Origin of the sequence: Vibrio rotiferianus CAIM 577 = LMG 21460, assembly GCF_002741985.1 — a bacterium.
In the GTDB taxonomy this organism is placed as follows: Bacteria; Pseudomonadota; Gammaproteobacteria; order Enterobacterales; family Vibrionaceae; genus Vibrio; species Vibrio rotiferianus.
Window position 1 is genome coordinate 147474 of sequence record NZ_APHW01000002.1, and the last position, 22321, is coordinate 169794.

Annotated in this window: 19 protein-coding genes and 1 pseudogene; 9 read left to right on the forward strand and 11 right to left on the reverse strand. The window is 44.8% G+C overall.

All coding sequences use genetic code 11. The features are described 5' to 3' along the window. The first annotated feature begins 112 nt into the window (after positions 1–112). The 4 genes and pseudogenes from cgtA (at position 113) to folA (ending at position 3189) form a co-directional block, all read left to right on the forward strand. Positions 113–1288, forward strand: coding sequence for an Obg family GTPase CgtA (gene cgtA, locus B853_RS01510; RefSeq protein WP_010445604.1), 1176 nt, complete (start codon positions 113–115; stop codon positions 1286–1288). A 169-nt stretch (positions 1289–1457) separates the two neighbouring features. Next, positions 1458–2227: pseudogene (locus tag B853_RS01515) on the forward strand (threonine/serine exporter family protein). Then, a complete protein-coding gene (locus B853_RS01520; RefSeq protein WP_029560911.1) occupies positions 2227–2700 on the forward strand; it encodes a threonine/serine exporter family protein in 474 nt (157 codons plus the stop codon). Before B853_RS01515 ends, B853_RS01520 begins: the two are co-directional and overlap by 1 nt. Before the next feature lie 9 nt (positions 2701–2709). After that, positions 2710–3189 carry a type 3 dihydrofolate reductase gene (folA, locus tag B853_RS01525; protein ID WP_038885333.1) on the forward strand — a complete coding sequence of 160 codons (480 nt, stop codon included), beginning with the start codon at positions 2710–2712 and terminating at the stop codon, positions 3187–3189. Between the two features lie 67 nt (positions 3190–3256). Here the strand turns inward: folA and apaH are convergent, their stop codons facing one another. The 6 genes from apaH to lptD form a co-directional block, all read right to left on the reverse strand. Next, complete coding sequence (apaH, locus tag B853_RS01530; protein ID WP_038885331.1) at positions 3257–4063, reverse strand: bis(5'-nucleosyl)-tetraphosphatase (symmetrical) ApaH; 807 nt, start codon at positions 4061–4063, stop codon at positions 3257–3259. Between the two features lie 12 nt (positions 4064–4075). Next, entirely contained in the window at positions 4076–4456 is a 381-nt protein-coding gene (apaG, locus tag B853_RS01535) for a Co2+/Mg2+ efflux protein ApaG (RefSeq protein WP_010445614.1), read from the reverse strand. Between the two features lie 71 nt (positions 4457–4527). Continuing rightward, entirely contained in the window at positions 4528–5340 is an 813-nt protein-coding gene (gene rsmA / locus B853_RS01540) for a 16S rRNA (adenine(1518)-N(6)/adenine(1519)-N(6))-dimethyltransferase RsmA (protein WP_010445616.1), read from the reverse strand. Beyond that, the gene (gene pdxA, locus B853_RS01545; protein WP_010445622.1) at positions 5337–6335 is read right to left on the reverse strand and encodes a 4-hydroxythreonine-4-phosphate dehydrogenase PdxA; all 999 of its coding nucleotides are present in this window, start codon (positions 6333–6335) and stop codon (positions 5337–5339) included. The genes rsmA and pdxA overlap by 4 nt, the downstream gene beginning before the upstream one ends. Continuing rightward, entirely contained in the window at positions 6325–7608 is a 1284-nt protein-coding gene (gene surA, locus B853_RS01550) for a peptidylprolyl isomerase SurA (RefSeq protein ID WP_038885330.1), read from the reverse strand. The genes pdxA and surA overlap by 11 nt, the downstream gene beginning before the upstream one ends. A gap of 55 nt (positions 7609–7663) precedes the next feature. Further along, complete coding sequence (gene lptD / locus B853_RS01555; RefSeq protein ID WP_010445627.1) at positions 7664–10009, reverse strand: LPS assembly protein LptD; 2346 nt, start codon at positions 10007–10009, stop codon at positions 7664–7666. Positions 10010–10277: 268 nt separating this feature from the next. Between lptD and djlA the strand changes: the two genes are divergently transcribed. Further along, positions 10278–11138: a co-chaperone DjlA gene (gene djlA, locus B853_RS01560; protein WP_038885329.1), complete on the forward strand. Its 861-nt coding sequence runs from the start codon at positions 10278–10280 to the stop codon at positions 11136–11138. A 136-nt stretch (positions 11139–11274) separates the two neighbouring features. Here the strand turns inward: djlA and B853_RS01565 are convergent, their stop codons facing one another. From B853_RS01565 to leuA, 5 genes are all read right to left on the reverse strand, one after another. After that, the gene (locus B853_RS01565; RefSeq protein ID WP_038885328.1) at positions 11275–12057 is read right to left on the reverse strand and encodes a DUF547 domain-containing protein; all 783 of its coding nucleotides are present in this window, start codon (positions 12055–12057) and stop codon (positions 11275–11277) included. Between the two features lie 133 nt (positions 12058–12190). Next, positions 12191–12793, reverse strand: a complete 603-nt coding sequence (gene leuD, locus B853_RS01570; RefSeq protein ID WP_038885327.1) for a 3-isopropylmalate dehydratase small subunit — start codon at positions 12791–12793, stop codon at positions 12191–12193. Between the two features lie 11 nt (positions 12794–12804). Further along, the gene (gene leuC, locus B853_RS01575) at positions 12805–14205 is read right to left on the reverse strand and encodes a 3-isopropylmalate dehydratase large subunit (protein WP_038885326.1); all 1401 of its coding nucleotides are present in this window, start codon (positions 14203–14205) and stop codon (positions 12805–12807) included. A gap of 185 nt (positions 14206–14390) precedes the next feature. Then, positions 14391–15482 (reverse strand): 3-isopropylmalate dehydrogenase, encoded by a 1092-nt coding sequence (gene leuB, locus B853_RS01580; RefSeq protein ID WP_038885325.1) that lies wholly within the window; start codon positions 15480–15482, stop codon positions 14391–14393. 94 nt (positions 15483–15576) lie between these two features. Further along, the gene (gene leuA, locus B853_RS01585) at positions 15577–17124 is read right to left on the reverse strand and encodes a 2-isopropylmalate synthase (RefSeq protein WP_010445640.1); all 1548 of its coding nucleotides are present in this window, start codon (positions 17122–17124) and stop codon (positions 15577–15579) included. A gap of 560 nt (positions 17125–17684) precedes the next feature. On the opposite strand from leuA, the gene B853_RS01595 reads away from it, so the two are divergent. From B853_RS01595 to calR, 4 genes are all read left to right on the forward strand, one after another. Continuing rightward, positions 17685–18503, forward strand: coding sequence for an SH3 domain-containing protein (locus B853_RS01595; protein WP_010445641.1), 819 nt, complete (start codon positions 17685–17687; stop codon positions 18501–18503). Between the two features lie 147 nt (positions 18504–18650). Next, the gene (locus B853_RS01600) at positions 18651–19199 is read left to right on the forward strand and encodes a phosphatase PAP2 family protein (RefSeq protein ID WP_038885323.1); all 549 of its coding nucleotides are present in this window, start codon (positions 18651–18653) and stop codon (positions 19197–19199) included. A gap of 3 nt (positions 19200–19202) precedes the next feature. Continuing rightward, positions 19203–20252, forward strand: a complete 1050-nt coding sequence (locus B853_RS01605; RefSeq protein ID WP_038885322.1) for an MJ1255/VC2487 family glycosyltransferase — start codon at positions 19203–19205, stop codon at positions 20250–20252. 845 nt (positions 20253–21097) lie between these two features. Beyond that, positions 21098–22057, forward strand: coding sequence for a LysR family transcriptional regulator CalR (gene calR / locus B853_RS01610; protein ID WP_010445651.1), 960 nt, complete (start codon positions 21098–21100; stop codon positions 22055–22057). Positions 22058–22321 lie beyond the last annotated feature (264 nt).

Genomic DNA, 22321 nt, shown 5'->3' on the forward strand with positions numbered 1-22321 from the left:
TTCTCGTTTTAGCCCTGAGCGCTGGGTATCTGGGAGCTTAGATCTGTCATCTGCTAAAATTGTTTGATGACAAGTCAGATTTAATCCACGCACGAAGTAGTCGGAGTAAAAGATGAAGTTCGTAGATGAAGCGGTAGTAAAAGTTCAGGCTGGTGACGGCGGTAGCGGCGTTGTAAGTTTCTGGCGTGAAAAATTCATCACTAAAGGTGGCCCAGATGGTGGCGACGGTGGTGATGGTGGTGATGTATACATCCAAGCCGATGAAAACCTAAATACCCTGATCGATTACCGTTTCCAACGCTTTTACGAAGCAGAACGCGGTGAAAACGGTCGCGGCGGTAACTGTACTGGTAAACGTGGTAAAGACATCACGCTTCGCGTGCCAGTTGGTACTCGCGCAGTTGATATCCACACTAACGAAATCGTTGCAGAAGTAGCAGAACACGGTAAGAAAGTGATGGTCGCTAAAGGCGGCTGGCACGGTCTTGGTAACACGCGTTTCAAATCTTCAGTAAACCGCGCTCCTCGTCAGAGAACGTTGGGTACTAAAGGTGAAATCCGTGAAATCCGTCTAGAGCTATTGCTATTGGCTGACGTTGGTATGCTTGGTCTGCCTAACGCAGGTAAATCAACCTTTATCCGCGCAGTATCTGCAGCAAAACCAAAAGTAGCAGATTACCCATTTACTACGCTAATCCCAAGCTTGGGTGTTGTGAGTGTGGTTCCTGAGAAGAGCTTTGTGGTTGCTGATATTCCTGGTCTTATCGAAGGTGCAGCAGACGGTGCAGGTCTAGGTATTCGCTTCCTTAAGCATCTAGAGCGTTGCCGAGTGTTATTGCACATGATTGATATCATGCCTATCGATCAGTCTGATCCAATTCAAAATGCCCTAACCATCATTGATGAGCTAGAGCAGTACAGTGAAAAACTAGCAGGCAAACCTCGCTGGTTAGTTTTCAACAAAACGGATCTGATGCCGGAAGAAGAAGCGAATGAAAAGATCCAAGAGATCTTGGATGCGCTAGGTTGGGAAGACGAGTACTTCAAGATCTCGGCGATCAACCGTAACGGTACAAAAGAGCTTTGCTATAAGTTAGCTGATTTTATGGAAAACCTACCTCGTGAAGAGGAAGAAGTGGCTGAAGAAGATAAAGTTAACTTCATGTGGGATGACTACCATAAAGACGCAATGGCTGGTAAAGACGTGATCACTGAAGATGACGACGACGATTGGGATGACTGGGATGACGAAGAAGACGACGGTCACGTTGTTTACGTCCGCGACTAATCGCTAGCTAATTCATTAAGCCGCAATGTGTATTGCGGCTTTTTTTGTATCTAAATCATGTTTAGCCGATGTGATTTGCGGCACAATATCAAATTGTGCTTAATCACATATTTAGTAGGCGACAGTGTTTGCGTCTACACGCTTTTATAAAAGGAATTAGGAAGTCTCTATGTCATCAAAGCAGAGAGCGATATCTAGGTTAGTCGCTCAGTCTGGACAGATGTTATTGGCCCATGGTGCAGAAAGCACTTTGGTGAGTGACATCATGCGTCGTATCGGTCTTGCATGTGGAGTATCTGAAGTTGCTGTAGCACTCTCTGCTAATGCACTTGTTGTGACCACTGTTATGGAAGATCACTGTATCACCACTGCGCGGAGCTGTGCTGATCGCGGCATCAATATGCGTGTGATTACCCAAATTCAGCGTATCTGTATCCTAATGGAGCGTGGACTGCTGGATTTCAATATGGCGCAAAAAAAGCTCAATCATATTAGCCCTGAACGTTATAACAGATGGTTGGTGGTATTTATGATTGGCCTATCGTGCGCTGCCTTTAGTCGCCTTGCCGGAGGGGATTGGGGGGGGTGTTCGCTATGACGTTTATAGCCTCAGCAGTTGGTATGACTGTACGTCAAGAGATAGGTCATCGTCACTTCAACCCATTACTTAACTTTGCTGCAACGGCTTTTGTTACCACTCTTGTTTCTGCTCAAGCGGTTATCTTTGATATCGGAAATCTGCCCACGGTCGCTATGGCGTCATCAGTACTGATGCTGGTTCCGGGTTTTCCACTCATTAACTCGGTTGCTGATATGTTGAAAGGCCACATCAACATGGGGATCGCGCGATTCACTATGGCGAGCTTGCTTACTTTAGCAACCTGTCTTGGTATTGTGGCGGCAATGGAGGTGACTGGCATTTGGGGGTGGATGAGCTAATGAGTGTGTTTGAACTGGCTTTAGGTCTTTTAAATGACATGTTTTTTGCAGCGATTCCAGCTGTCGGCTTTGCTATGGTGTTCAATGTGCCACAGAGAGCTTTAGTCTATTGTGCAGTGGGTGGTGCTATTGGCCATGGCAGTCGATATTTGATGATGCATTTTGGCTTACCGATTGAGTGGGCTACTTTTTTTGCCGCTACTCTGGTTGGTATGATTGGTGTTCATTGGTCGCATCGTTTTCTTGCTCACCCTAAAGTATTCACTGTTGCAGCCTTAATCCCTATGGTTCCTGGGGTATTTGCTTATAAAGCGATGATTGCCATGGTAGAGATAAACCACCTGGGTTACTCACCTGAACTTATTGCGACGTGCATGGAAAACTTTCTTAAGGCGATGTTTATTATTGCAGGCTTAGCGGTTGGCTTGGCAGTTCCGGGGCTGCTATTCTATCGCCGTCGACCAATAGTTTAAGGACCCAATATGATCATCAGCATGATTGCCGCGATGGCAGACAATCGTATTATCGGTAAAGATAACCAAATGCCTTGGCATCTTCCTGCCGATTTTGCATGGTTTAAGCGTTGTACCATGGGTAAACCAGTAGTGATGGGACGCAAAACTTATGAATCGATTGGGCGTCCATTACCTGGTCGTTTGAACATTGTCATCAGCCGCGATGCATCGCTTACAATCGAAGGGGTAACGACTGTTACGTCGATTGAGAATGCGCTTGACGTTGTTGGCGAGGTAGATGAAGTGATGATCATTGGTGGCGGGGCGATTTATGCTGCTTGTTTACCAATGGCCAACAAACTGTATGTTACCCATATTGAAGCTGAAATTGACGGAGATACTCAGTTCCCAGATTGGGGAGCTGAGTTCAAAGAAACGTACTCTGAAGCATACCAAGCGGATGAGAAAAACGCTTACAACATGCGTTTTACTGTCCTAGAAAAGTAATCGGATAGAATTAGAAAAGCACCGCCAATGCGGTGCTTTTTGTTTTCTAGTCCGGCAATCAGAGCCGTTAACTGAGAGCTTGTTGAGTGAAGACTTGCTTGTCTTCCCAACGGATCATGGTTAGTGAGCCACCCCAAACGCAGCCCGTATCAAGCCCAATAATGCTTTCATCGATATGACCTTGAAGGGCTGCCCAGTGCCCAAATAGAATTGCTTTTTCTAGAGGGACTCGTTGTGGCAGTTTAAACCAAGGCACAAGTTCATCTTCTGACACTTCTTGTGGTGGCAGTTTACAATCCATATCCAAGCGGCCATCTGGAAAGCAAAAACGCATACGAGTAAAGGCGTTGATGGTGTAGCGGTAACGGTCGAGCCCTGATAGGGATTCATCCCATAGGTCAGGTTGGTTGCTGTACATGTTTTCTAGCAGCCAAGGCAATTGCTCACTTTGAATAATTGCTTCCACTTCACGAGCGCAGCTTCTAGCGGTCACCAAGTCCCATTGCGGAGAGATGCCCGCATGACACATGACAAAGTCATCGTGTTCTGCCAACAGTGGTTGTTGTGATAGCCAAGTTAGCAGTTCATCTTTGTCTGGCGCTGAGAAGATAGGCGCGGTTTTATCCTTATCTTTGACTTTTTTTAGCCCTTGAGAGACGGCCATTAGGTGCAAGTCATGATTACCCAGTACGACTTTTGCATTATCTCCGAGAGATTTAACAAAGCGTAGTGTTTCTAAAGATTTAGGTCCGCGAGCGACAAGGTCGCCTGCTAACCACAGTTGATCGTGGTTGGCTGAGAAGTTGACCTGCTCTAACAGTTGTAACAACTCATCGAAACAGCCTTGAATATCACCAACAATATAGGTAGCCACTGACTCTCCTGATTAATTTAAAACATTGGGAACAGCCAAGCGGAATGGATCAATTTCGGTGATAAATTCCTGCCCTTTTTCGTCCAGAAGTATGTAATGCCCTTGCATTACACCAACGGGCGTTTCAAGTGCGGTGCCACTGCTGTAGGTGTATTCGTCGCTACCGGGAATAAAAGGTTGCTGACCGACAACACCTTCGCCTTCTACGGTCATTTGCTTACCATTGGAATCGGTAATCAACCAGCGGCGGCTGATTAATTGTACGGTTTGTTGGCTGAGGTTTTTTATCGTAATGACGTAAGCAAAAACGTAGCGTTGTAGTTCAGGGTTGGACTGTTCTTCAATGTATTTGGTATGAACTTGAATCTTGATGCAAGGTTGAATGACGTCCATGTGCACTCCTCGTAAACGACTATCTCAATAATAATAAGCCAAACCGCAAAGGGTTTGGCTCATCGTTTGAGTTATTGGTGCTGCGGGTTATCCGCAAGCCAGTTTGCCATGGCAACAAACTGCTGTAGCGTCAGGTTCTCTGGGCGCATGCTTGGGTTTACGCCCAACTCTTCCAATACTTCTGTGCTCAACAGTGATTTGTAGCAGTTACGTACTGTCTTACGTCGTTGGTTGAAGCCTTCGCGACATACACGCTCCAACAAACGCAAATCTTTTGCTGGATGAGGAAGGACTTCGTAAGGAACCAAGCGAACCACAGCTGAATCTACCTTCGGTGGTGGAACAAATGCCGTCGGCGGTACTTCTAGTACGGGCACAACTTTACAGTAGTATTGAGCCATTACCGTTAGACGGCCGTAAGCCTTGCTACCAGGGCCTGCAGCCAAACGGTTTACCACTTCTTTTTGAAGCATAAAGTGCATGTCTTGAATGTCTTTATGAAATTCAAATAGGTGGAACATCAATGGTGTAGAGATGTTGTATGGCAAGTTACCGAAGATACGTAGCTTGTTGTTTGGCTTCACTAATTGAGTGAAGTCAAAGCGCATCGCATCGCCTTCGTGAATAGTCAGCTTGTCAGCCAATTCTGGATGGTTGCGTAGACGCTCTGCTAGATCGCGGTCTAACTCGATTACGGTGAACTTATCGACTTCACGGCCGACAGGTTCAGTGATTGCACCAAGACCTGGGCCGATCTCAACAAGGTTCTGACCTGGTCTTGGGTTAATTGCTGATACGATGCCATCAATAATGTATGGGTCGTTCAGGAAGTTTTGACCAAAACGTTTACGCGCTTTGTGTCCTAAATGGACATCATTTCTCATTGTTTCTTCTCTACCAATTCTATCGCATGCGTGAGCGCCGTTCGGAAGCTCCCTGTATCCGCTTGACCTGTCCCTGCCAGTTCTAATGCAGTACCGTGATCCACCGACGTTCTAATAAATGGTAGACCAAGCGTAATGTTTACTGAACGACCAAAGCCTTTGTATTTTAATACAGGCAACACTTGATCGTGGTACATGCCTAAAACAGCATCAGCATCGTTTAAATACTTTTCATTGAAAATGGTGTCTGCCGGCAAAGGGCCGATCAGATTGATTCCTTTTTCTTTTTGAATCTTTTCCAATGTCGGAGTGATGGTTTCGATCTCTTCGCGACCCAAACAGCCATCTTCTCCCGCATGTGGATTTAACCCGCAAACATAGATGTTTGGCTGCGAGATGGCAAATTTTTCTACAAGATCTTTATGAAGAATATCGATGATTTTTTCTAATCGCTCTTCCGTGACGGCTTTAGATACGTAAGCCAAAGGTATATGCGTTGTTACTAGAGCAACTCGCAGGCCTTCAGTGGCTAGCATCATCACGACCAACGGTGTGTTGGACTTCTCGGCGAAGAACTCTGTATGACCGCTGAACGCAACGCCTGAGCGATTAATCACTCCCTTATGTACAGGGCCGGTGACAATAGCATCAAATTCATCATTCATACAGCCCAAAGCGGCTCTTTCTAACGTTTTTAACACGTAGTGGCCGTTGGCTTCATTAAGTTGACCGGCTACCGCAGTCTCTGCGATTTCGATGTGGTCTACAATTAAAGTGCCAGCTTGTTGCGCTTTGGGTGCTTCTTCTGGATTGTAATCAAACAGTTGAACGTCTATGCCGAGCTGATTGGCTCTTTCTGCCAATACATTTTTGTCTGCACAAACGACAATTTGGTGTGCCCAGTCTTCCTTAGATAGGGCCAGCACCAAATCAGGGCCAATCCCCGCAGGCTCACCTGCGGTGACGACGATTCTACGAATCGAGTTAGTTTTCATCATTGTCATCCACGATTTCAACGAATGCACTCGCTCGAAGCTCTTGCATCCATGCGCCTACTTCTTCATTAAACTTGCGATTAAATAGAATACGGTAAGCTTTGTTCTTCATCGCTGAGTCAGTGCGGTCTACTTGACGGCGGTCTAGCACTTCAACAATATGCCAGCCATGTACTGTTTTGAACGGTTCACTGATTGAGCCGACTGGTAATGTCTCAACTTGATGTTTGAACTCTGGCACGTAAAGATCCGGAGTTTGGTAGCCCAGCTCACCATCTTGTGCTGCTGAACCAGGATCTTGGCTGTATTGTGTTGCCAGTTGAGCAAACGTTGCTTCACCAGCTTTAATACGACGAATGAACTCGTTTAGCTGTTTTTTCGCACCATCGTCACTGAGAATAACCGTTGGTTTAATAAGAATGTGGCGAGCATTTACTTCGGTGACTGCAACAGTCTCAAGACCTTTTACATCCTCAATTTTTAGGATGTGGAAACCAATGCCGCTGCGGAATGGACCGATGATGCTGCCCTTATTTTGCATTTTGATTTGGTCAGCAAAGATGGTTGGCATTTCTTCTTTACGCATCCAACCCCAATCACCACCTTGCAAGGCTTTAGGGCCTTTAGAATACGCGTATGCCATTTCTGCAAAGTCGGCACCCTTGTTCAACTCTTTGACCAGTTCTTTTGCTTGCGCTTCAACTTCTGACTTTTGCTTGTCATCGGAGAATCGTAGCTGAATATGGCCAATTTTGTATTGAACCGTCGCGTTGGTTTCTTGTGCAAGTTGCTCAGCAAGACCATCTACTTCTGCAGGAAGGATATTAATTCTGCGACGTACTAGCGCGTTGCGAGCTTCGGATGCAGCAATTTCTTTACGAATTTGCTCTCGGAACTCCGCGTAGCTTAAGCCGTCTTGCTGGATTGAAGTCGTTAGCTGCTCAATCGTTTGGTTGTTGTTACGCGCAATTTCCGCAATGGCTTGGTTTAGGCGGTTGTCGTCAATGCGGACACCAATACGTTCTGCTTCTTGCTCTTGCAATGTATCCATGATGAGTTTTTCAACGACCTGTTCCTTCAGTACACTTGCAGAAGGTAAGCTTTGCCCGTTCTGTCTAGCATTGGCTTGAAGTGTTTTCATCGCGGTGTTGATGTCACTTTGTAGTATCACACCATCGTTTACAATTACGGCAACCTTATCTAGCTCAACAGGTGCAGCTACAACACCACAAGATAGTAGGGTGGAGAATAAGATGGATTTCCAAATTTTCATTAAATATTCCGTTGTTAAAATTGAGCGTCATCGATATATATGACGCTTAATTTGATTAATTGTTCAGATAGAATGGTCGGCCGTATTTGATCGCGTTGTCGGCTTGAGAAAGTTCATTGAATGCGGTTACACCTTGCTGCGTTGTTGAGAAGCCTTGAATACCGAAGTTGACACTGATGTTGTTGTCATACTCCGGATCTGCACCATCTGCACCAATGATTGCGTTGTTCCAACCTAACAACTGATTTGTGTATGTTAGGCCCACATACCAACAATCAGAGGTATATCTCAAGCTTGCTAACCACTCTAAGTCGGTTTTCTCATTTAGATCGTAGTAGTATTGACCACTAGCTGACCAGTTTCTATTTATCTCATACGACGCGATCAAACCTGCTTGAGAAATACCATCTTTGGTGATTCGATCTAAGTCGGGTAGCTCAATGGTATCTTCTATGTAATCTCTTGTAACGTAACGATAGTTCGCCTGTAAAAAGCCTCCTTGGAACTGGTATTCCAAGGTGCTATTAGCAAGTTGCATTGCGCTTAGATCAATGTCGTACTGGATGCCACCATGGTAAAAAAGGTAGTCATCGTAGTTAAAGTCAGCTTCAACAGCCCATGATGAATAGTTAGATGTTTCGTCTGGTAAGCTTGGGTTATTGCTTAGCTTGGTCTTCTTGTCAAAATAGTAAATTTGGCCAAAAGATATGTTTAGACGTTCTTTATAGTCATCATCAAAGAAACGAGTACTGGCACCATAGCTTAACTGGTTAGCTGAGGCAATTTTGTCTATACCGCTGTATTTACGGCTACGGAACAGACCATAGTAGTCGGTTTGTAGCAGGGTTGTATCGTAGTTATAGATGTTGCTTTGATCTTCATCAGGAACATATAGGTACTGAATTTGGGGTTCCAAACTCTGGGTGTAGCCTTTTAACCAACTTGTGTCGCGTTCCAAATAAATGCGAGCGTGGGAACGAAACTCAGGAATCAATCGACTTACACTCTCGTCCAAAGTTTGTTTTAGATTCACGTCGGTTAAGCTGTCTAACTTTTGTGAGTAATAGGTTGAAAGTACTCGAGCTTCAGTTGTCCATGATGCCCACGTGGTAGAAAGAGGAATCGTTAAGCCCGGCTCAATGTGAACACGTGTAGCATCAGGTTTTGCATGATCCTCGGTATCGAACTGACTCACTTGCCCGATAATATCGAAGTTTAGGTATGACTTCCAAAGAGGTGCATAGTAGTTTGCTTCTAGTTGAGGAAGAAGGCGGTAAGGCTTGTTACCGTTCTCTAATAGAATCTGAAAGTCGCGTACAGTAAGGCTAACGTCCCAGTTTTCCTCGCGGTATTGGACGAACCCTTCATGAATCAGTTGGCCATCTTCACGATTACCAATGTCTGAATCTAAGTCTTGGAAAAAGTCGATATCACTTACTTCTGAGTAATCTGCTCTAACTAACCAGTTTTCGTTAATTATTCCAGCATGTTTAAACTGATAACCCCAGCGGGAATTTTCAGATTTTTTCTTAGCATCGTCCGCAAGATACTCTGCTTTTAAAGAGCCTCCTCCCCATCCATCCGTTAGGTAGCGAAAGTCTGTGTCTAGCTTAGTTCCACGTTCCTGCATGTAGAGAGCAGTGATCGTCATGTCATAGTTTGGGGCCATGTTCCAGTAGAATGGCACTTCTACTTCTAAGCCATCACTCGAGCCATAGGAGATCGATGGAAACAAGAAACCGGTTTTGCGTGTGTCACCGATTGGAAGGGTAAGATACGGAGAATACATCACTGGTATGTTTAGTATCTCAAAGCGAGGATTGTAAAGCGTTGCCATTTCCTCATCCTGGTCAATATCAATACCTGATGCAACGAGGCGCCAAGAGTTATCACCTTCAGGACAGGCTGTCATAGAGCCATCTTCTATTTCATACAAAGATTGACCAGTTCTAGATATGTAGGCTGCTCTACCACGCTTTGATTCACATAAAAACTTGTAGTCAGTGTTCTCTAGCGAAAAAGTGTTTTGATCTATGTCGTTGGTAGCACGTGTTGAGTTCGCTTTTACTTCGCCATCATTGAACGTTACGTTGCCTTCAGCTACGACGACATTGTCTTGCTGATGTAAAGTGACATTGTCAGCTGTGATACGCTTACGGCCCTGAGTGACTTTAACATTGCCAGAATAAATTGCTTTATCACCATTTATGGCTTGGAGGTTATCGGCTTCCACTTTGACAGGAATGCTTTGCGTATCTTCATTGTCGGTTTGGACCAAGCATTGATCTGTGGTGGGCATTTCCTGCACACTATCATGCATATTAGCTTCAGCGTGAGTTGTGGGTACAAACAGAGCGGTGCTGATAGAAGCCGCTAAAAACGTGCGGGAGAAATGTTGCATGGAATTGAACTGTCCTGTGTCACTGCTGCTCGATGGCTATTGGGGTCGTTATCCCTTCGCTACATAGCCAAATGAATCTAACTATAGCGGCGCGTATCTCAGAGCTCATATAGTTATGGCATAATTGCCAAATATATAAGTCACAAAGATAAATAGGCGAAATGGCCTGGCCGAAATAAAAACAATTCCCTTATCATAAAGGAAATCATCGCGTCCAGCACTATAAGACCGTCGTCGTCGATAAAAATTCATTGATAGAGAACACATAATGCATATTTTTGGCAAAATTTTGGGTGCCTTTTTTGGCTTGTTACTCGGTGGTCCATTCGGTTTGTTGTTTGGCCTATTTATCGGTCACCAATTCGATAAAGCGCGTCGTTTAAGCCAAGCGGGGTTTTCTACCGGAGGCTTTGGTAAAGGACCTAGCCAAGCACAGCGGCAAGAAGAGTTCTTCAAAGCGGCGTTTGCGGTAATGGGCCACCTAGCAAAAGCCAAAGGTCAAGTGACTAAAGAAGAGATTCAATTAGCATCAGCGATGATGGACCGCATGAGTCTTCATGGCGACCAGCGCCGCGCAGCACAAGACGCGTTTCGTGAAGGGAAAGAAAGTGACTTCCCTCTAGATGATGTGTTGGTACGTGTAAAGATATCTTCAGGCGGTCGTTTCGATTTATTGCAGTTCTTCTTAGAGCTGCAGATCTCGGCAGCATTTGCTGACGGTTCGATTCATCCAAGTGAGCGAAATGTACTACATAAAATTGCACGTGGCCTCGGGTTTTCTTCAGAGCAACTAGAGCGTCGTCTGCACATGCAAGAAGCGGCGTTCCGTTTCCAAAGTCAGGGCGGATTCCAAGGTCAACATCAAGGCCAGTACCAGTCATCAGGTTCAGGTTGGCAACAAGCTTCGCAAGCGGATCAATTGGCTGATGCTTATAAAATTCTGGATGTGTCTTCAGATTCAGACGGTAAAACCGTTAAGCGCGCTTACCGTAAACTGATGAATGAGCATCACCCAGACAAGTTGATGGCAAAAGGTCTACCACCAGAAATGATGAACGTAGCGAAAGAAAAGTCGCAGGAAATTCAGAATGCTTACGATCTGATTAAAAAGGTCAAAGGCTTTAAATAAGTGCGTATTCTTATCAAATCTCAATAAAAAGGGCACCTAGTGCCCTTTTTTAGTTTCTGTCTGGTCTTTGGTTTGGTGATGGTTTCGAGCTTTCGGGTTAGCATGATCCAAAAGTGTATAGACCTACCAGTCCACATCAATTGGCTTGATTTAAATTCCAATCGTATTCGTATTTTACTTTTCCAGAAAAGCCTTGGTATTGCGGAGCATATTGAGCAATGTGATTAAATACTTGCTTCTCACCACCAAAATCTTCGGCAAACCAATCATAAATGGAAGAAAGCTGTGCCGTGTTTCCTTGGATAGATACGCCTTTGCTGCTGTTGATAAATGTTTTGGCGGCACTATCCAGTAGAGCTTGTGTGTTTTCAGCGGTGAATGCTTGATTTTGTAGGTTTGGGCAACCTAAGCTGGCACAGTTAACCGCGTAATGGGTTCTTGGGTCATTCCAAATCGGGCGCAAAATTCGATGCTCAATATCGTTTAAAGTCAGATCCTTACCGTTGATCACGACCACATCATCTCCCCAAGGTCCAAAGCTAAACAAGCCACCCAGCTTGGTTATCGATTTGACGGGATAGTTATCCAAAATCAGATCAACCGTGATGGCGTTGTAAAGGTTCACCCAATAGGCGTATTGCTCTGCTTGGTTGTATTGTAGAGGGTCAAGTTTCGCCAATCGTTGGATGTACTGCTTCAACTTCGCTTTGTCGGAAGCTGTGACTTTGCTGTAACGAAACAAGGTATTCTCGCTTTGTTCAACTAAATAAGCATCGAGTAATTGCTGCCAATCTTGATGAGAGATTTGACTTTGATTGGCTTGATTTGATTGTTTCCAATACGGCCATAAATCCGATTTAGGTGCGGCAAATGTTGATAAAGAAACCAGAGCACACAATAGCAATAACAGACGCTTCATAGAGAGACCTTTGGGTTAAACCTTGTTGATAGTGTAGACCTGTCTACGATGGGATTTCTTTCCTGACACAATGAATATAAAGAAAAAAGGTTGGCCAATGCCAACCCTGTATTTGTTTCAATTACGATTTGAATTAGCTCAAGAAGCTTGGGATATTCGCCTCGTACTCGGCAATCTTGTCTTCGTGTTGAAGGGTAAGACCAATATTGTCCAAACCGTTTAGCAGGCAGTGACGACGGAATGAGTCGATTTCAAAGCTGTACTCTTTGCCGTTAGCACGAACCACATTCGCTTCTAGGTCGACCTCGATTTCTGCGCCTTCATTCGCCTCAACAAACTGGAAGATTTCATCCACTTCTTGCTCAGTCAAACGAACTGGCACCATTTGGTTGTTGATCGAGTTACCGTAAAAAATATCGGCAAAGCTTGGTGCGATCATCGCTTTGATGCCGTAATCCGCTAGTGCCCACGGAGCGTGCTCACGAGAAGAACCACAACCGAAGTTTTCACGCGCTAGCAAGATAGAAGCGCCTTTGTAGCGAGGAGCGTTCATCACGAACTCTGGGTTCGGTTGTTCGCCAGCATCGTCTAGGAAGCGCCAGTCATGGAATAGGTGCTTACCAAACCCTAGGCGAGAGACCTTTTGCAGGAACTGTTTTGGAATGATGGCATCAGTATCAACGTTCGCTGCATCTAGAGGAACAACTAAGCCTGTGTGTTGTTTAAAGCCTGACATTTGTTTGCTCCTTAGTCTAGTTCACGGATATCTACAAAGTGACCAGCAATTGCTGCCGCCGCTGCCATCGCAGGGCTCACTAGGTGGGTACGGCCATCACGACCTTGGCGGCCTTCAAAGTTACGGTTTGAAGTAGACGCACAACGTTCATGTGGACCCAAACGGTCGTTGTTCATTGCTAGACACATTGAACAACCTGGTAGGCGCCACTCAAAGCCCGCTTCTTTAAAGATAACGTCCAAACCTTCCGCTTCTGCCTGCGCTTTTACTTGCTCAGAGCCCGGGACGATAAGCGCTTGAACGTGAGACGCGACTTTGCGACCTTTCGCTACTTCAGCGGCTGCGCGCATGTCTTCGATACGTGAGTTAGTACAAGAACCAACGAAGACTTTATCGACGTTGTAATCAGACAATGACTTGCCCGCTTCTAGACCCATGTAAGCCAATGCTTTTTCTGCCGAGGCTTTTTCTACTGGATCGGCAAAACTTTCTGGTGCTGGGATCGGCTGGTCTACCGCGATAACTTGGCCTGGGTTAGTACCCCAAGTGACTTGTGGTTTGATGTCTGCTGCGTTTAGCGTCACAACCGCATCAAACTGAGCATCATCGTCAGTTTTTAATGTCTTCCAGTATTCTACTGCTGCATTAAAGTCCGCACCTTGAGGTGAGAATTTACGGCCTTTAATGTATTCGAATGTGGTTTCATCTGGTGCAATCAAACCGGCTTTCGCACCTAGCTCAATCGCCATGTTACATACGGTCATGCGGCCTTCCATTGAAAGGTCGGTGATCGCTTCACCACAGAATTCAACCACGTAGCCTGTACCGCCAGCAGCTGTGGTTTCACCGATGATCGCTAGCACGATATCTTTCGCCGTGATGCCCGGCGCCACTTTGCCTTTTACTTCGATTTTCATCGTTTTAGCGCGCGCTTGTTTTAGCGTTTGAGTTGCTAATACGTGCTCAACTTCAGATGTACCAATACCAAAAGCGAGAGAGCCGAATGCTCCGTGTGTAGCTGTGTGCGAGTCACCACAAACAATCGTCATGCCCGGTAGGGTAATACCAAGCTCTGGGCCCATAACGTGGACAATACCTTGGTATTTATGGTTGATGTCGTAAAGCGTAACGCCAAATTCTTCACAGTTTTTCGATAGCGTTTCCATCTGGATACGTGCCATCTCACCGGAGGCGTTGATGTCTTTGGTTGTAGTAGAAACATTGTGGTCCATGGTGGCAAAAGTTTTGCTGACCTGACGCACTTTACGACCTTTTTCACGCAAGCCGTCAAATGCCTGCGGAGACGTCACTTCGTGTACCAAGTGACGATCGATGTACAAGATTGGGTTTTCCCCTTCTGCTGCAACGGCAACGTGTGCGTCGTAGACTTTTTCGTATAATGTTTTGCCCATTGTTTGCTTCCTTTCCTCGTCGCCTTTGCCGCAATAACTGCGTTAGCGACACCCATTTATCCAGTTATTTAGCGAACTAAACGCCTTAATATAAATGGCCTTGCTGCCTTGCTATTGCCCCAATGACTTAGAAGAAAGCCATTGGTTGACCGAGGATTTAGTATTTATTATGAATCTGTTTTGTATTAAGAGTTTAAGATGTACTCAGCGATCTTATCGCCCATCTCAGACGTCGAAAGTGCTGGGTTGTCACCGGCAAGGTCGCCCGTTAGCTCACCCGCTGATAGTGCTTTTGAAACTGCCGATTCAATGTCTTGTGCCGCCGTTTCTTCACCTAGGCTGTAACGCAACATCAGTGCCGCGGATAGGATTTGCGCCACTGGGTTAGCGATGTTCTTACCTGCGATATCCGGAGCACTACCACCAGCTGGTTCGTACAGACCAAACTTGCTTTCGTTTAGGCTCGCGGAAGGCAACATGCCCATAGAGCCAGTGATCATCGCGCACTCATCAGAAATGATGTCGCCGAAGATGTTCGAACATAGCATTACGTCGAATTGTGCAGGGTCTTTGATAAGCTGCATGGTTGCGTTATCAATGTACATGTGTGACAGCTCAACATCTGGGTAGTCTTTTGCGATTTCTTCGACTACTTCACGCCATAGGATAGAGCTTTGTAGAACGTTCGCTTTGTCGATTGAGCACACTTTCTTGCGGCGTAGACGAGCAGACTCAAAAGCGATTTTTGCAATACGTTCGATCTCAAAGCGGTGGTAAATCTCAGTGTCGAACGCTTTCTCTGTTGGACCTTCACCTTCACGACCTTTTGGTTGGCCGAAGTAGATACCGCCTGTTAGTTCACGGACTACCACGATGTCAAAACCACGACCTGAGATGTCTGCACGTAGTGGTGAGAAGGCTTCAAGACCTGAGTGAATTTGTGCCGGGCGTAGATTACAGAACAGTTGGAAGTGCTTGCGTAGCGGCAGTAGGGCACCGCGCTCTGGTTGGTCATTTGGTGGTAAGTGCTCCCACTTAGGGCCGCCAACTGAACCGAATAGGACTGCATCAGACTCTTCACAGGCTTTGACTGTGCTTTCTGGAAGCGGGCAACCGTGGTTATCGATCGCGATACCACCTACATCGTGCTCGTCACGCTCAAACGCAATGCCGTGTTTCTTCTCGATTGCATCTAGCACCTTGTGTGCTTGCGCCATTACTTCTGGGCCGATGCCGTCGCCTGGTAAAACGGCAATTTTGTATGATTTGTCTGTCATGTTAATCCTTTAAATTTTCTAAATTTTTTGAGCTTGTCTAAAACGAATTTGGTTGGAGCCTGTGTTGTGGGACTCAAGCTCCTTGAATTAATGATTAAACCGTCGCAATTCTCTTTTGCTTCATCTCTTCAATCTTGTCGGCACGATGAATGCTGTTGATTACGTGTAATAGCGCTTGGCCAGATGCTTCTACAATATCGGTAGAAACGCCTGTACCGTGGTACTTACGGCCTTTGTAGTTAGCGATGATGTCTGCTTGACCAAGGCCATCTTCACCTTCGCCTTTTGCGGTTAGGTCGAACTTGTCTAGGACGATCTCGTAACCGGTCACGCGGTAGATACATTGGTATAGCGCATCAACTGGGCCATTACCGACGGCAGCTTCACACATTTCTTCATCGCCACATTGCATTTTGACGCTGGTGGTTGCCATTACGCTGCCAGATTGAACGCTTAGGTAGTTCAACTTGTAGAAGTCGTCTTCTTCGCGCAAGTTCGAGAAGTGCATTAGTGCTTCTAGATCGTAGTCGAACACCTGACCTTTGCGGTCAGCAAGCTTCAAGAAGTCTTCGTACAGCGCATCTAGGTTGTACTCTTCTTCTTTGTAGCCCATCGCGTCCATGTGGCTCTTAACCGCAGCACGGCCACTGCGACTGGTTAGGTTCAATGCTTGGTTCTTAAGGCCAATTGACTCAGGCGTCATGATCTCGTAAGTGTTTTTGTTCTTTAGCATGCCATCTTGGTGGATCCCTGAAGAATGGCTAAATGCGTTGGCACCAACGATCGCCTTGTTGCTCTGGATTGGCATGTTACAAAGCTGGCTGACCAACTTGCTGGTACGATGGATTTCGTCGTGTTTTAGACCGGTATGCACGCCCATGAATTCTTGGCGCGTTTTTAGGATCATCGCGATTTCTTCAAGAGAACAGTTACCCGCACGCTCACCGATACCGTTGATAGTGCCCTCTACCTGACGAGCGCCCGCTTGAACGGCAGCGATAGAGTTGGCAACAGACATACCCAAATCATCGTGGCAGTGAACAGAGATGATCGCTTTGTCGATGTTTGGTACGCGGTTGAATAGCGTCTCAATGATGCCGCCAAATTCACTTGGTACTGTGTAGCCAACGGTATCTGGGATATTGATGGTGCTTGCGCCAGCATCAATAGCCGCTTCAACCATACGACATAGATTGTCGATAGGGGTGCGACCAGCATCTTCACAAGAAAACTCAACGTCATCGGTGTAGTTACGTGCGTGTTTTACGGCTTTCACGCCCATTTCTACAACATCGTCGTAGCTGCGGCGCAGTTTGTCTTGAACGTGAACAGTCGAAGTCGAGATGAAAGTGTGGATTCGGAATGCGTCTGCGACTTTTAGCGCTTCAGCGGCAGCATCGATGTCTTTCGCAACGGCACGCGAAAGGGCACAAACTCGGCTGTTTTTAATGTGTTTTGCGATGGTTTGTACGGACTCGAAGTCACCCGGAGAAGAAACCGGAAAACCCGCTTCAATAACATCAACGCCTAGCCTTTCCAGCGCATAGGCAATCTGCAGTTTTTCTTTAACCGTCAAGCTTGCTGACAACGCTTGTTCGCCATCACGCAACGTGGTGTCGAATATAATGACCTGATCGTTCATGTTTGCTTCCTTCATGATTTCTGCACTTTTCGTGCAATTTAATCGTTTACTTCCGGTATTTAGATATAAAAAAACCCGCATTTGCATGCGGGCTTCTTAGAAATTGGTGTGGTTATTTTTCTTCCACAGCCTACCCGCGCGAATTGGTCACGATCAGGAGGAGGCTAAGCAGGATAGAAAAACGTGCTGACATAGTTGTTAAGCATTCCACAAAATTAAGTTAACAAATTAGTACCGCACTCAATGGAACACGTCAACCCTAAAGTTGATTTTTTATTCATATTGGATGAGGTTTAGCTTATCTGACATGGACTTTGCTATTCGGATAAAGGCTATGGGAGCGCCGTATTAGTTTCATATCCTTTGAACTTTGTTACATATAGCTTTTCCATGATTACCTTAAATGATGGATGTCAGCCGAATGGGAATTCAAGTTCTTATATAGATATATCGTTTGCGACTTAGCACACAAACGTCAGATTTTATTGAGATAATTCAATCCTTGCATTTTATAGTAGGGGGCGTTACCAGGCAGATAGAATTAGGCGAAGGAAGGTGCTATGGGCTTAAGAAAACAACTTGGTCACTCAATGTTAGTTTTGAGTGCATTGCTTTTAGCAGGGTGTCAGATGCTGCATTTTCAACCGAAGATACAATCCGATCAAATATCAAAAGAAAAAGCGGCGAGCCACTCTGAGAGTGTCATGATAATGACCGAACAGATGGACCTGTACTTAAGTCAGCAGGGGCGAGATTATTTTTTAAATCAGATACTAGAAGCATTAGAGTCTGATTCTAAAAGTAACTGGAAAGGTAAAGACCCGTCCACTTATGCTTGGTGGAAAATTCATGTTCAACCAGTTGAATATAAATCTAAATCTATTAGTAAGTACACCGAAGAGGAAGTGAGGGGCTATCAGAATCTAGAGTTTTTGGGGGTTTCCTACCGCTCTAAAACTGTACTGAATTTAAGATCTGAGCCGGGCAAACATGCTGATAAACTTGGTGAACTTCAAAAAGGTGAGGTTTTTAATGCTCTAGCCAAAGTTGTAGGTAAACCATGGTTGTTGGTAGAGCAAAAAGGAGTGATAAGAGGTTACGTTCATCGTGATTACGTGCGAAGCAACGTCGTTCAAAGAGATATTTTATCTACTCAACCTAACCCTTTATTGTCTGTAAACTACCACACTCAAGCTAATTCCGAGATTGATTTGCCGTTGAAAGGCTTCTTTGGTAACTACACTTGCAGATTCTTAAACTATGAACTTACTAAAGAAGGAGAACAATCATCTGGTGCTATTAAGGCGTGCCGCAAAGATCGAAAACTGTGGTTTATTGCAGATCCTATCTCTTCCCAAGATATTCATAGAACTTACTAATCCCTCTCATTATTTTATCGCTTTAGCCTCTTTACACTGATGATAAAGGGGCTTTTGTCATTAATTGTCCAACTTCTCGTCATGTAGTTGTCACCTTCAACGCCTACTTTTTCATACAACGTCGTTGTCAAAGTAAAGGACAGTTACATGCGAGCTTTAGAGACAATTACCCAACCAATCGAAAGCATTGCCAAGTTTGATTTGGCATTTTCCAGTGTGTGTTTGCAACACCGCTTCAATCAGCAAGTCGCGAACATTAGTAAAGGTGTCTCCCACAGTGGTGATGGGCATCTCTACATAGTGTTAGGTCTATTGGCTTGGCTTCTTGATAAGCAACATGGTCATTGGTTCTTATTTGCTGGATTGACCGCATTTGCCATCGAGTTACCCATTTACTGGATGTTGAAAAATAGTTTTAAGCGACGTCGACCTGAAGAGTTAAGTGCTTTACTGCCTGCTTTTATCACCCCTTCAGATCGTTATAGCTTACCTTCAGGTCATACCGCCGCTGGATTCTTGATGGCTACGCTTATCCACCATTTCTACCCAGAGTTAGGTATGTTTGCTGTTGCTTGGGCTAGTTTGATAGGGATATCGCGTATATTGCTCGGTGTTCACTTCTTTACCGATATCATTATTGGAGCACTGCTAGGTAGCATGTGTGGTTCGCTTGCTATTGCTCTCGTAGGAGGCTAACTCATGAAAATACTTTATGGTGTTCAAGGGACGGGAAATGGTCATATCGCACGTGCAAGAGCCATGAGTGAAGCATTTAAGGTTCACGATGTGCAGGTTGATTTTTTGTTTTCTGGCCGCGCTCCAGAGAAGTACTTTTCGATGGAGTCATTTGGAGATTATCAAACTCGCAGAGGCTTTTCTTTTATTACTGAAAAGGGGTCAGTTAATTACGTTAAAACGGCATTGAACTCCAACTTTATTCAGTTTCTCAAAGAGGTGAATCAGCTTGATTTATCGCCCTATGATTTGGTTATCAATGACTTTGAACCTGTTTCGGCATGGGCGGCACGCAAGCAAAATACACCTTGCATTGGCATTAGCCATCAGAATGCATTCCGCTACCCAGTACCTTCCAAGGGCGCTAACTGGCTTGATAAGTCGATGATTAAGCATTTTGCTCCATCACAGTATCTGCTTGGATTACATTGGTATCATTTTGAGCAGCCCATCTTGCCGCCTATCGTTCATACGCTTGACTATACAGCTGATAATCAAGATTTTGTTTTAGTGTACTTGCCATTTGAGTCAATAGAAGACATTTGCGATTTGTTATTCCACTTCAATCAACAAGCGTTCATCTGTTATCACCCTGATGTAATTGAAAGTGAACGTATTGAGAATGTTGAATTGAGGTCGCTGAGTCACACTCACTTTCAACATCACCTCCAAAGCTGTATTGGAGTGATTGCGAATGGTGGTTTTGAGTTGCCATCAGAGGCGCTCTCTTTAGGAAAGAAGCTATTACTCAAACCTTTATCCGGGCAGTTCGAGCAACAAAGCAATGTTGCAACATTGGAAGCGTTAGGCCTGGCATATTCTATGGACGCTCTAGATGTTGGGACGGTGAGGCAATGGCTATGTGAGGAACAAGCTGAAAGTATTCATTATCCGGATGTAGCGAGTGCGATTGCCGAATGGGTTGTTCAGGGCGTATGGGACTCACCTGAATCTCTTGCAAAACAGTTGTGGGATAAAGTGGATTTCCCCAGTTATGCAGAAGTGTCTCTATAGCTATTTGATTAATACAATCAGTCAATATGACTTATCAGTGAGCGTTTGCCCGTGCGCTTCTAGACTTATACTCAAGTAACCTCGAGATGCTTGGTTTAGTGAGAATGATTTGGTTTGAAGGCGAGGCAATAATTTGAAGCTCGTTCTTTGATAACTAAGTCGCATCGCCAAACAACTTGGAAAGAGCGAGCTATTCCGCTTCGTTGTTTTTCTTGCTTACTTTCACTAAACAGGGAAACAGTGACAACGCTTTGAATCCTGTATCTTGAAGTGACTTGAGTATATATATTTACGCTTTCTATCATTCATCTTATTCAGCTGAAAAAGTGTCCCTTTTCTCCACCTTCTCTCAGTGGATGAGAATTACTCCTGCCTTGCATATATATCTAGGTTGAACAAATTGGTTATGATCTGGCTTAACTGTTGAGATTTGCATCGGAACCATAACCCCCAGTTTGTGAAAGTTTGTCGAATTAATAGCTGTCGTCAATTTGTATTCTTCGGCCATTCGATAGCCATAACTCTCCTCAATAGATTGCTTTACTTCCTCATTTTATCTTTTTTATGGTTTTTTATGTTTTTATCAACTGATTGATTTTTAATGAATAAATAATAAAAAGGCTAAAATATAGTGATTAAATATCAATCTAGTTGATAAACCATGATTGATTAGTTGATAGTACGGGTCGAGCCGGAATTATCCGGACGATAAATATAATAATAACTCGGTTTTCTATTCGTTAAATATGTGAGAACTCAATGAGTGCCAGTGGTGCGTAAACTTGAGTCCATATTTAATAAGAATTCACTGAACCAAATTGACGATTACACAAGAGGCGCACTCAATGTTAGACAAAAAAGACGCGATGAGCGCAATTGCAAGCTACCGTATGGAAAGTACCCTACGTGGGGTAGATTTGAACCTATTAACGGTTTTTGATGCAGTGATGCAAGAACAGAATATTACCCGCGCAGCGCATAACCTAGGTATGTCACAGCCAGCGGTTAGTAATGCCGTTGCACGTCTAAAAGTGATGTTCAACGATGAGCTATTTATGCGTCAGGGCCGTGGTATTCAGCCAACACAACGCGCTCGCCAACTGTTTGGCCCAATCCGCCAAGCACTACAGCTTATTCGTAACGAATTACCAAGCTCAGTATTCCAACCAGAGTCTTCGACTCGTCTATTTAAACTGGCGATTTGCAGCCCGTGTGATATGCGATTCGCACCTAAAATTATGGCTAGCATTAATGAGCAGGCACCGAGTGTGCAACTTCATTTGGATGCAGAGTTCGACCGTCTTCTATCTGAGCGTATGCGCTACCAAGAAATCGACTTTGTAATTGACTATGCGCGCTTCGATGATCAGGGCTTCTCAAGTACTGAGATCTTCAAAGATGAGTTGGTTGTGATCGCTTCTAAGACTCACCCTCGTATCCAAGGCGGTGTTTCTGCAGAGCTACTGATCAACGAGAAACACGCAAAACTATCACGCGTACACGGTCAACGTAGCTTCTCTGAGCAAGCATACCGTGAGCTTGATTGCCAAGCAGCATACGAAGGTTCAAGCCTAAGCAACCTACTATACGTAGTGAGCCAATCTGAGCTTGTGACTATCGCACCACGTTGGATGGCTGAGAACGCAGTAAACAGCGATCAACTACAAATCCTAGATTTCCCATTTGAAAACAAAGAAATCAGCGGTTATCTAAGCTGGCATGAATCAAGTGAGAAAGATAAAGGTCACATTTGGCTACGTGATCAACTTATGATCACTTGTGGTGAAGTGGTAGCGCTTAAATAAGCTGAATTTTTAGCCTGACTAACTGGTCAGACTGGATTTGTAATCATCAATTTTTACAATTCCTTGGCCCCGAGAGAACTTAGTCTCTCGGGGTCTTTTTATTTCTACCAATTAATAGCTGAAACAGCGACTTAACTTGATTAAACCTTCAGCAGTTAAAGGCATGCTAAGCTCTCATTAGTGATAGTGCTCTCTTAATAATGATAAGTTTGATAATGGTCAGTTGCGTTTTTAGGCGTCGAGGTTACACTTGTTCGCTCAAAT

Excerpts from the sequence above, each read along its gene's own strand:
- cgtA (WP_010445604.1), top strand. The coding sequence starts at position 113 with ATGAAGTTCGTAGATGAAGCGGTAGTAAAAGTTCAGGCTGGTGACGGC.
- B853_RS01520 (WP_029560911.1), top strand. The coding sequence starts at position 2,227 with ATGAGTGTGTTTGAACTGGCTTTAGGTCTTTTAAATGACATGTTTTTT.
- folA (WP_038885333.1), top strand. The coding sequence starts at position 2,710 with ATGATCATCAGCATGATTGCCGCGATGGCAGACAATCGTATTATCGGT.
- apaG (WP_010445614.1), bottom strand. The coding sequence starts at position 4,456 with ATGGACGTCATTCAACCTTGCATCAAGATTCAAGTTCATACCAAATAC.
- rsmA (WP_010445616.1), bottom strand. The coding sequence starts at position 5,340 with ATGAGAAATGATGTCCATTTAGGACACAAAGCGCGTAAACGTTTTGGT.
- pdxA (WP_010445622.1), bottom strand. The coding sequence starts at position 6,335 with ATGAAAACTAACTCGATTCGTAGAATCGTCGTCACCGCAGGTGAGCCT.
- surA (WP_038885330.1), bottom strand. The coding sequence starts at position 7,608 with ATGAAAATTTGGAAATCCATCTTATTCTCCACCCTACTATCTTGTGGT.
- lptD (WP_010445627.1), bottom strand. The coding sequence starts at position 10,009 with ATGCAACATTTCTCCCGCACGTTTTTAGCGGCTTCTATCAGCACCGCT.
- djlA (WP_038885329.1), top strand. The coding sequence starts at position 10,278 with ATGCATATTTTTGGCAAAATTTTGGGTGCCTTTTTTGGCTTGTTACTC.
- B853_RS01565 (WP_038885328.1), bottom strand. The coding sequence starts at position 12,057 with ATGAAGCGTCTGTTATTGCTATTGTGTGCTCTGGTTTCTTTATCAACA.
- leuD (WP_038885327.1), bottom strand. The coding sequence starts at position 12,793 with ATGTCAGGCTTTAAACAACACACAGGCTTAGTTGTTCCTCTAGATGCA.
- leuC (WP_038885326.1), bottom strand. The coding sequence starts at position 14,205 with ATGGGCAAAACATTATACGAAAAAGTCTACGACGCACACGTTGCCGTT.
- leuB (WP_038885325.1), bottom strand. The coding sequence starts at position 15,482 with ATGACAGACAAATCATACAAAATTGCCGTTTTACCAGGCGACGGCATC.
- leuA (WP_010445640.1), bottom strand. The coding sequence starts at position 17,124 with ATGAACGATCAGGTCATTATATTCGACACCACGTTGCGTGATGGCGAA.
- B853_RS01595 (WP_010445641.1), top strand. The coding sequence starts at position 17,685 with ATGGGCTTAAGAAAACAACTTGGTCACTCAATGTTAGTTTTGAGTGCA.
- B853_RS01600 (WP_038885323.1), top strand. The coding sequence starts at position 18,651 with ATGCGAGCTTTAGAGACAATTACCCAACCAATCGAAAGCATTGCCAAG.
- B853_RS01605 (WP_038885322.1), top strand. The coding sequence starts at position 19,203 with ATGAAAATACTTTATGGTGTTCAAGGGACGGGAAATGGTCATATCGCA.
- calR (WP_010445651.1), top strand. The coding sequence starts at position 21,098 with ATGTTAGACAAAAAAGACGCGATGAGCGCAATTGCAAGCTACCGTATG.